The sequence below is a fragment of the Catenulispora sp. GP43 genome (assembly GCF_041260665.1).
In the GTDB taxonomy this organism is placed as follows: domain Bacteria; phylum Actinomycetota; class Actinomycetes; order Streptomycetales; family Catenulisporaceae; genus Catenulispora.
In genome coordinates this window covers 1-9,218 of the sequence record NZ_JBGCCT010000058.1, presented here as the reverse complement: position 1 = coordinate 9,218, position 9,218 = coordinate 1, and the positions used below count along the sequence as shown (strand labels likewise).

Annotated in this window: 6 protein-coding genes and 1 CRISPR repeat array; all 6 genes read right to left on the bottom strand. The window is 68.5% G+C overall.

Features of this window, described 5'->3' with window-relative positions; all coding sequences use genetic code 11:
• Window positions 1–107: 107 nt before the first annotated feature.
• Window positions 108–2,516: a CRISPR direct-repeat array (repeat unit 29 nt; unit sequence CGAACCACCTCCGCCTGCGCGGAGAGCAC).
• Between the two features lie 18 nt (window positions 2,517–2,534).
• Genes cas2e through casA form a run of 6 tightly spaced genes read right to left on the bottom strand, consistent with a single transcriptional unit; the run spans window position 2,535 to window position 8,992 of the window.
• The gene (cas2e, locus tag ABH926_RS51380; protein ID WP_370374741.1) at window positions 2,535–2,852 is read right to left on the bottom strand and encodes a type I-E CRISPR-associated endoribonuclease Cas2e; all 318 of its coding nucleotides are present in this window, start codon (window positions 2,850–2,852) and stop codon (window positions 2,535–2,537) included.
• On the bottom strand, window positions 2,849–3,859 hold the full coding sequence (gene cas1e, locus ABH926_RS51375; RefSeq protein ID WP_370374740.1) for a type I-E CRISPR-associated endonuclease Cas1e: 1,011 nt from the start codon (window positions 3,857–3,859) through the stop codon (window positions 2,849–2,851). The genes cas2e and cas1e overlap by 4 nt, the downstream gene beginning before the upstream one ends.
• Window positions 3,856–4,509 carry a type I-E CRISPR-associated protein Cas6/Cse3/CasE gene (gene cas6e / locus ABH926_RS51370; RefSeq protein ID WP_370374739.1) on the bottom strand — a complete coding sequence of 218 codons (654 nt, stop codon included), beginning with the start codon at window positions 4,507–4,509 and terminating at the stop codon, window positions 3,856–3,858. Before cas6e ends, cas1e begins: the two co-directional genes overlap by 4 nt.
• Window positions 4,506–5,366, bottom strand: a complete 861-nt coding sequence (gene cas5e / locus ABH926_RS51365) for a type I-E CRISPR-associated protein Cas5/CasD (protein WP_370374738.1) — start codon at window positions 5,364–5,366, stop codon at window positions 4,506–4,508. Before cas5e ends, cas6e begins: the two co-directional genes overlap by 4 nt.
• Entirely contained in the window at window positions 5,363–6,586 is a 1,224-nt protein-coding gene (cas7e, locus tag ABH926_RS51360) for a type I-E CRISPR-associated protein Cas7/Cse4/CasC (RefSeq protein ID WP_370374737.1), read from the bottom strand. Before cas7e ends, cas5e begins: the two co-directional genes overlap by 4 nt.
• A gap of 57 nt (window positions 6,587–6,643) precedes the next feature.
• Window positions 6,644–8,992: a type I-E CRISPR-associated protein Cse1/CasA gene (gene casA, locus ABH926_RS51355; protein ID WP_370374736.1), complete on the bottom strand. Its 2,349-nt coding sequence runs from the start codon at window positions 8,990–8,992 to the stop codon at window positions 6,644–6,646.
• Window positions 8,993–9,218: the final 226 nt, after the last annotated feature.

The following is a 9,218-nucleotide window of genomic DNA, read 5'->3' as shown; positions in this document are numbered from 1 at the left end:
CACACCCTCGGTGGGGGGGAATTACGCAGACGAGACCCTGGGGAATTACGCCGACAAGATCGGCCACAGGTGGGGAATTACGCGACCGCTGACAGCCATCATCTCTCCGAACCACCTCCGCCTGCGCGGAGAGCACGACCTGCGTGGGGACGTCGCAGCCCTGAGCATCGAACCACCTCCGCCTGCGCGGAGAGCACGCCCCCTTCAGGTGGGCCGGGTGGATGTGGACCGAACCACCTCCGCCTGCGCGGAGAGCACGGCGGTCGCGTCCTCCGCCACCAGGCCCAGGGCGAACCACCTCCGCCTGCGCGGAGAGCACCGTGCGCGGCGGTCACCTCGGCCTCCTCACAGCGAACCACCTCCGCCTGCGCGGAGAGCACTTGGTGTGTCTCAGGTCGTGGATCCGGGGGACCGAACCACCTCCGCCTGCGCGGAGAGCACCGTCAGCAACGGCGGTCACTGGACGGACATGGCGAACCACCTCCGCCTGCGCGGAGAGCACCCGTCTGGTCTGCCGGCTACCGGCGCCAGTGTCGAACCACCTCCGCCTGCGCGGAGAGCACTCGTCGGGGACGTGGTGGACGAACCGGCCCAGCGAACCACCTCCGCCTGCGCGGAGAGCACCCGACCGTGCGCCAGCGCACACCGGTCCCGGACGAACCACCTCCGCCTGCGCGGAGAGCACAGGCTGTTGGTCAGCTGGATAAGGTGCGGCTGCGAACCACCTCCGCCTGCGCGGAGAGCACCGGTCGAAGCGCTCGTAGACGTCCTCGAACCTCGAACCACCTCCGCCTGCGCGGAGAGCACTGGTACGTCGACGAGAACCTGGTGCTGCATTTCGAACCACCTCCGCCTGCGCGGAGAGCACTGGTTTCCAGGTGACATGGCCACGGCGCCCTCCGAACCACCTCCGCCTGCGCGGAGAGCACTTGCTGATGTCCGCGCTCACCGCCGGTGCCGGCGAACCACCTCCGCCTGCGCGGAGAGCACGGTCTTGGTGCCGTCGGGGCCAACGAAGTCCTCGAACCACCTCCGCCTGCGCGGAGAGCACGACCCGCTGCCCGGACCGAGATACGCCAGCGACGAACCACCTGCGCCTGCGCGGAGAGCACGCCTGCCATCGGATCGGCGGTCAAGGCGAGTTCGAACCACCTCCGCCTGCGCGGAGAGCACAGCACCGTCGCCGCGGCCGCGAGGAGAGCGAGCGAACCACCTCCGCCTGCGCGGAGAGCACGTGCCCGCGGGGGAGGACCATCCCCGCGAGACCGAACCACCTCCGCCTGCGCGGAGAGCACGCGCTGGCCGAGCTCCAGGCCGCCATCCGCCACGAACCACCTCCGCCTGCGCGGAGAGCACCCTACGACACCGCCTCGGAGCTCCGCCCCTGGCGAAACCACCTCCGCCTGCGCGGAGAGCACAACTCGCCGAGCTCCGCCAGCCGCGCCTCCGCCGAACCACCTCCGCCTGCGCGGAGAGCACCCTGGCAGGGGAGTGCCGCCGCGTCGGCACTTCGAACCACCTCCGCCTGCGCGGAGAGCACGCGACCCAGGGCGTCGACTTCGAAGATCCGACCGAACCACCTCCGCCTGCGCGGAGAGCACTAGGGCTCGTTCCGGTGCGAACGGCTCGGTTCCGAACCACCTCCGCCTGCGCGGAGAGCACGCGTCCGACGGGTTCTTGGTGGACGTGGCCGTCGAACCACCTCCGCCTGCGCGGAGAGCACACGTAGCGGGAGACAAGGCTGCAGCCCGCGGCCGAACCACCTCCGCCTGCGCGGAGAGCACGGCCGAGGAACTCCATGCCTGCCATCAGGTGCCGAACCACCTCCGCCTGCGCGGAGAGCACGTCCTGCCGATATTCCGTTGCTGGGGTTGTGGCGAACCACCTCCGCCTGCGCGGAGAGCACGCTGCCGGCCAGCGTCAGGTACAGCGCGGTGACGAACCACCTCCGCCTGCGCGGAGAGCACGCGATCGGCGGCGACAAGGCGCTGCACGTCTTCGAACCACCTCCGCCTGCGCGGAGAGCACCCACCCGTTCCGCCGGATGACGTTGGCGGCCTCGAACCACCTCCGCCTGCGCGGAGAGCACCGTGTCCGGGATCCAGCGGTAGACCTGGGGGCCGAACCACCTCCGCCTGCGCGGAGAGCACGACTAGAGGCCACTTGACCTCGGAGGATATCCCGAACCACCTCCGCCTGCGCGGAGAGCACAGGACCGGGTCGTCCACGTGTTCGAAGATGTCCGAACCACCTCCGCCTGCGCGGAGAGCACCTGGCGGTCCTTCCCGGTGGCCGTGCGGTCGACGAACCACCTCCGCCTGCGCGGAGAGCACCGCTACTGTGCCGAAGTCGTTTCCGTCGATCACGAACCACCTCCGCCTGCGCGGAGAGCACATGATGTAGAGCCCGGTCAGCACGGCGATGTACGAACCACCTCCGCCTGCGCGGAGAGCACGGCAACAGGGCGCGCGGGGGACGGGTCCCCGTCGAACCACCTCCGCCTGCGCGGAGAGCACCCTTCACCACCTGCAGCGCTACACGGCCGTTTCCATTTCGTTATCTGCCTCCAGAGGGTTGAGCGCAATCATCAACATCCCGTCGATATCGACCGGTGTCCGTCTCCGCTCCCCCGCTGTCTGCAGCGCGAACCGCTGTTCGTTGTCCGCAGGACATACCAGCACAGCAGCGCCGTCGCCGACGGATGCGGCGACCACGGCCCATAGTTCGGTGCGTACCTTCGCTGACAGGGTCCCGACATACAGTCCCGGCGCCGGTTCGAGCATCCAGCGGGATAGAGCTCCGCGGACGTGGGGTGGGACGGCTGTTGTGGATATGACCGTCAGGTTCGTCATGGCTGGTCACGTCCGTAGTTGGTACCGCCGGCAACGGCGCCGTCGTCCGGATCCCACAGGTGAGTGAGCTCGACGTCTTCCAGGTCTGTGTCGTCGATGTCCGGGGAGGCTAGTGGCGCTTGGCCGGGGAGCAGCAGGGTTTGGATGTCGCGGACGATGCGGGGCATGAGCCGGAACAGTCGTAGCTTGCTGCGGAAGGCGCGCCGAGCATCGGCTTCGGGGTTGTCGGAGGCGTGGAGGGAGAATGCCAGGGGCAGGGTGAGTTCGGCTTTGTACAGGTCGGCGATGTCGTAGACGAAGGCGTGGGTTGTGCCGGTGTGGACGAAGCCCAGGCCTGGTGTGCAGCCCAGGGCCACGATGGCGGCGTGGGCGATGCCGTATAGGCAGGTGTTGGCTGCCGAGAGGGCGAGGTTGACAGGGTCTTGGTTGTCCCAGTCTTCGGGGTCGTAGGTGCGTTTGAATCGGCCGATTCGGTGTTGGGTGGCCAGGATTTTGTAGGTAGCTTTCATCCGCTGGCCTTCCAGGCCGCGCAGTTGTGCCACGGTGACCCCGGTTGGGACGTCTTGGCCGAAGCGCATGGCGTACATTCGTCCGGCTACGGCGAGGCGTTGTTCCGGATCGGCCCAGGCTTGGGCTTGGGCTTCCAGCCAGCGGCTGGATTGGCCGGGGCTGGTGATTCCGGCGTAGGTGCGCACGGCGCCGGCGCCAGTGCACACCACGGTGGTGCCGTGGCGGGCCAGGGTTGCCAGTGCCGGGATGGTGATGGAGGTTCCGGGTCCGAGCAGCAGGCAGCTCAGCGCTGCGGTGGGGATGCGGAGTCGACGGTTTGGTGCCGGTTGGGCGGGGAAGGCGATCAGGCCCGTGTCGTCTTGGATGATCCGCATCATGTCCAGGTACAGGAAGGACAGGCTGTCGCCGATGCGCGGGATCATCGCCGCGGTTGGTGCGGCGATTTTCCGGCGGGCAGTCTGGGTGCTCAGCTGTGTCGGTTCGGTGGTTCCGGTCATCGGGCCGGGGCCAGGGTCAGCATTCCGCAGCCGTAGGATTTGCCGCGCCCGATGCCGTCTTGCAGGCGTTGCCGCAGCGCCTCGGCGTCGGTGATGGTGGCGGTGCCGTCGAATTGGGTGCGGGCGTGGCGTTGCGGCTGGGGCTTGGCTGGTTTGTTGCCCTTGCGAACGCCGGTGGCCGAGGTGAGCGCGGTCGCTGTGGTGGTGCGTAGTTGGAGTCCGGCTTGTTCGGCTTGTCGTTGCCACCATTGGTCGGCTTCGGGTCCGCCGAGGGGGACGATCTGGTGGGGTCGGCCGGCTTGGGTGTGGGTGCCGAGTTTGCGGGTGGCGTTGGCGATGATGCGGTATCGCACCGGCAGGCCGGGGCGGAGGGCGTCCAGTAGCGGGTCCAGTGAGCGGGTGACGGCGGTGCCGTAGCCGTCGGGCAGGGCAGTGGGGTCGGGTTGGATCTGGCTTTGGATGAGCACGGTGGTGCCGTCGTCGGTGTCTTCGGTGCGGAACAGCGCGCCGGCGGCGTGGCGGGCGGTGTCGCCCAGGGCGTCGGGGAACAGGCTCATGATGGTGCGGTGCATCTGGGCCACGTCCTGCAGGTCGCGGCGGGCCTGCGGGACGCGGGGGTTCAAGGTGATGCGGGTCAGCCATACGGTCATCGCGACGCTCCGGTGGCGGCTTCTTCGGGGTTCAGGTGTTTGGTGAGGGCGTCCAGGTAGTCGGTGCCGATGCCGGCTGACGCGGTGACCGTGTGGGGGGTTTTGATGACGCGCTGGTAGCTGGTGCGTCGGGTGTGGGCGCGGCTGGTTTCGGCGAAGCTGAGCGGGTCGTCGGTGATGCTGCCGGTGGTTTGCTCACCGACCGGTGTGCAGCCCTCGGGCACGGGCAGATCGTCCAGGGGCTGGTCTGCGCTGTAGGTGATGTCCACGACCGGGTTCCACTTGTCGAGCGCGCGGTGCAAGGGCAATTGCATCAGCGCTGCCCAGGCGTTGTCGTGGTGGCCGAGCAGCAGTGTTGCCTCTGGGGGGCATGAGCGGCGGCCCAGGAACGGTGGCCATGTGGGCTCGGCCAGCGCTGTCGCGACCTTGGCCAGCAGGCCGGTTCCGTCGGTGCTGTTTGCGGGGTCGGGGGCGGTGGTGACGGCCACGGTGAATGCCGCGTCCTGCAGGTAGTAGCGGGTGGTCACCAGCGTGGCGGTGTCGCCGGGGCGTCGTTTGCCTTCGGCGGTGGCCACGGTCTGGTGGTTGGGGCGTCCGCCGCCGACGGTGTGGAAGTCGCGCAGCAGGCTGCCGGGCCGGTCGACGCGGATCAGGAATCGCAGGGTCCGCAGGTCGGTGAGGTCGGCGTCGCGTGGCCGGCCGTCGGCGGCGGCGATCAGCCCGATGAGCCCGGAGCGGGTCGGGACGGCGGCCGTGTCGCGTTCCCCGAACCGGGACCGTTGGCCCCAGGACTGCATGGGAGCGCTCAAGTGCACCAGCAGCCCTGGTCGCGCCGTCGGCGACTCGGGGGTGCTCACGCCTTGTCCCGGCCAGCGAACGCGGCAGCGACGGCCTGCTCGGCCAGATCGTCGATGGAGTCCAGCCGCTCCCCCAGGCCCTGGCCTTCGGCGTCGGTGATCGAGGCGTAGGCACGAAGCAGGGGGCTGCGGGAGGCGCCCATCAACTTGTCCACGGCTGCGGCGTACGTGGTCAGCGCGGTGATGGAGGGTGCGGCGAACCCCGAGACTGCGTCGGCCGGCACGGCCGCCTCGAACGCCGAGGCGTAGGACACCGGTCGGTCGGCACGCACCGCGACGGCGACCAGGTCCGGGATGGTGTTGGGGGCGGTGGAGTTCTTCTTGGCGTGGGGCATCGCGGTGATCGCCGCTTCGACGAACGCCGCGGTCAGGTTCCGGGCCGCGGCCAAGTCGCCGCAGTTTTTGATGAGCTCGTTCAGGTCGACGGTCAGGTAGCGGTAGAAGGTGCCGGCGCTGTATTCGCCGCGGCCCATGTGCGCGCTGCCGGTACCTCCCCAGGCTTCGGTGATGTCGTCGACCGCAGAGAAGTAGTCGATCTCCACGCCGGTGGCGTGGGTGGTCATGGCGTGGGCGACCTGGACCGCGCCGTCCACGGCGGCGCCGTCCAGTTCGGCCAGCATCCGGCCGGTCAGGTTGATGACGCCGTTGCGCGAGCGCAGTACCCGGTCGATGTCCTCACGCGGCAGGACCGCGGTGGCGGCCTTGACCGCGTCCTTGTCGGCGATGCCGGGCTTCAGGTCGGCTGCGGCGGCCAGCGCGTCCTGGTGCTTCTCGGCGATCTCGGCCAGCTCCGCGACTGCGGATGCCGGGATGTAGACCATGGCCTTGGTCCCCCACGGCACGTCCGGCTGTTCGAGGTTGGTCTCCTCGGCGTCCTTGTCCTTGCTCTTCTTCTTCGGCGGCTCGGCGCCGATGCTGCTGGCGACCACGGTGTAGATGCCGGCCCGGGTGGCCAGATCCTCGGCCCAACCCCGCTCCTCGGTCAGGAACCGGCGCAGCTCGTCGGCCAGCCGCCGGGTCCGCATGGCCGCATCCCCCTGCGCCGCCTCCAGCTGCAGCCGGATGGACCGCTTCCAGCACTGGCTGGACACCCGCGTGCGGGTCACGCCCCCATATCGCAGCTTCTTGACGGAGTTGGTGTCGTCGCGGTTGAGGTTGGAGTACGGGACCGACTGCAGGATGTGCAGGTCGAGGAATCGGGCGGGGGCAGACGTGCTCATAGAGATCTCCTAGCGAAGTGGGTAAGGGAGTTGAACCCGAAGAGGGGGTGGTGCGGATCAGGCCGCCGAGGATTCGCCGTTGCTGCCTTCGGCGTCTGCGGCTTCGGCGGCGGCACGTTGACCGGCCAGCAGGCTGTGGAAGAAGCCCTGCCTCCACCGCCGCGCGATCTCGTCCCCGCGGGCAGGCCAGTCACGCAGGTCCCGCAGCAGCATCACCCAGTCGACGGTCTCCGGGATGAGCGTGACCGTGCCGGGCAGGTGCAGATGCAGTCCGTCCAGGTCCTGCTTGGTCAACAGCTCCATGTGCCTGCGAGCCGCCGCCTCCGCCAGCTTCTTATCGACCACCGCAGCGGCCAGGCAACGCCCCAGATCCCGACCGTAGGGATGTGTGGCGTTCGGCCCGCCCGGCTTCAGCTCGACTTTGGCCGGCACCGCCGCGATCATCGCGGCCAGCGTGTAGTAGGCGCGTTGCCGGTCCGGCGTCAGCGCCGACGGGTCGGTCGGCGCCAGCGCGGCGGTCACGATCTCATCGGCTGCGGCGGCGGTCTGTCGGGAGGAGACCCCGGTGATCGAGCGCAGCGCCGCCCGGGCACCCGGGGTGTTCTTGCAGTGCCAGATGACCTTCTCGACAAAACTGCGGTCCGCAGCCAACTCCGAATAATCCCTCACCTTGACCTCCTCCTTCTCCTTGGGTTCGGTGGTTTGCGCGCTTTTAGCCAGCCCGGCCTTGACGCGGGGGCCGTACAGCTCCAGCCGGGCGGTCTCCACTGCCTCGGCGTCGGCCATGGAGTGCACGGAGTTCTCGGTGGCGTGGTTGAAGGCACGCTCAGCCAGCGTCCGAAACGCTTTGCCCAACCCGTGGCGGGCTTCGGGGACGGTGGAGAACAACCGGGACCAAAACAGCTGCTCGGCCTGTGGCCAGTAGTACGCGGCGGCCACCTGCGACCAGGCACACTCCTGGACCTTGTCGTCCGTATACAGTGCCCACGCCTTCTTCGCCGCGTACTCCAGCCGCCGGCCGGCGATCTCCCCGGCCTGATGCAGGTTCCCGACGTTCGCGGCGATCTTGACGTTGTCGGCCTTGAGTGTGTTGATGATCGGCGGCGTGATGGCGTCGACGAACTGGGTGTCCTTGGCCTGCCCGTCCTGATCGAACCCCAACGCCAGCACCCGAAGATCGGGGATGTCCGGGAGGTTGTCGAATACCGCCGGCTTGAGCACCGCCGCGCTGGAGGAGGGCCGGTTACCCAGCAGGGTGTCGACATCCCGCCACAACGCGCGGCCGGAATCGGCCCGGCGGGCATACTGGTTGCCCTCTTTGCTGGTCTGCCAGATTACATATGGGTCCTGCGACCGGTCTGAGGCTGTGCGCCACGCCCACGTCAGATAGGCATCGACGACCGCATCCTGCTCGGTGTTCGCAACCAGCAGCACCGCGTGCTGTGCCCGGCCCGTCAGGAGCGACGCGATCCCGGTGACCTCGGTCGCTGTGCCCAGCGGATCGGGATACTCCTCGTACTCCCACGGGCACAGGTCGCCAGACAGCTCGCGCCCAGTCATCGACGCCGGCACCGGAATACCGGCGATCAGCGTCTCAAACAGCGAGGCCCCGATCGGGTGGTAGGACAGGCTGGTACGCAGCGGGCCGGCCTTGGTGTTGGCCGCGGACACCCCGGCGACCTCGCGGGTCGAGCACCGCCCGGAGGCCCCGTAATACAGAGCGACGATCAGGCCGAAGAACGCCTCGACCAACGAGGCCGGCACCGGGGCGGCGTCAGAGTGAGGCCCGCCGAACCAGGCGTGGTTGTTGCCGGCCGGTCGACCTGGAATCAGCTTGTTGATGCCTGCGGACTTCGGGCACTGCGCCAGCAGCCGAGAGTCCTGCAGGAACGGGCGGTCGGCATCGAACAGATCGAACCGGACGGCGGGTATGCCGTTGAAGTACGCCGCGATGGCGGCGGGGTCCAGGCGGCCGCGTTTGAGAACGGCATCACGACGCCGTGCCCAATTCTTGTCCGGGCCGTTGTCGTCCAGTCCTGCTATGCCCTCCGATCCGCTGACGCGGGCTGCCAGGGCATACAAGATGCGGTACAGGCCCGACAGCGCCGGCGCCGAGCTGGCATCGATCGACTCGATGAGGTGCGCGTGCTCGAGGAGCTCGCGCAGGCCCAGGCGTCGCGGGCGCGCAAGCTCGGCCGGTATGTCTAGGTCCGTACGCCAGGTGACGGATATCCATTCACCGACGAGCACGTTTGACAGTAAGGGGTTTGCCACGACCCTCCTCGGGGTGGGCGGTACTATGCGGACGGAACAGGCTCTCCGCGCAGGCGGAGGTGGACCCAGGTTGGTCTGCGTAAGCGTGATGTTTGCGGCGATTTCTCCGCGCAGGCGGAGGTGGACGGCCACGTCCTGGCATGACAGCACGCGAACGATCCCTCGCCGGATCGACCACGATCACCGCGTCTTGTTAACTCAGTTCCCTGAGTCTTGCAGAGCACATGCGACCAGCGCAGGCTTTTTGCCAAAGAGGTTAGTCTCTCGGCTTTCGCCGTTTTCGCAGGCGTGATGGGTTGCCCCTGATCGGGCGGTTTGCAGTGGTTGCGGGCTGAGCGCCCCGGCGACGAGAGAAGCA

What these genes read in the sequence shown, in the direction of transcription:
- cas2e (WP_370374741.1), bottom strand. Translation starts at nt 2,852, where the DNA reads ATGACGAACCTGACGGTCATATCCACAACAGCCGTCCCACCCCACGTC.
- cas1e (WP_370374740.1), bottom strand. Translation starts at nt 3,859, where the DNA reads ATGACCGGAACCACCGAACCGACACAGCTGAGCACCCAGACTGCCCGC.
- cas6e (WP_370374739.1), bottom strand. Translation starts at nt 4,509, where the DNA reads ATGACCGTATGGCTGACCCGCATCACCTTGAACCCCCGCGTCCCGCAG.
- cas7e (WP_370374737.1), bottom strand. Translation starts at nt 6,586, where the DNA reads ATGAGCACGTCTGCCCCCGCCCGATTCCTCGACCTGCACATCCTGCAG.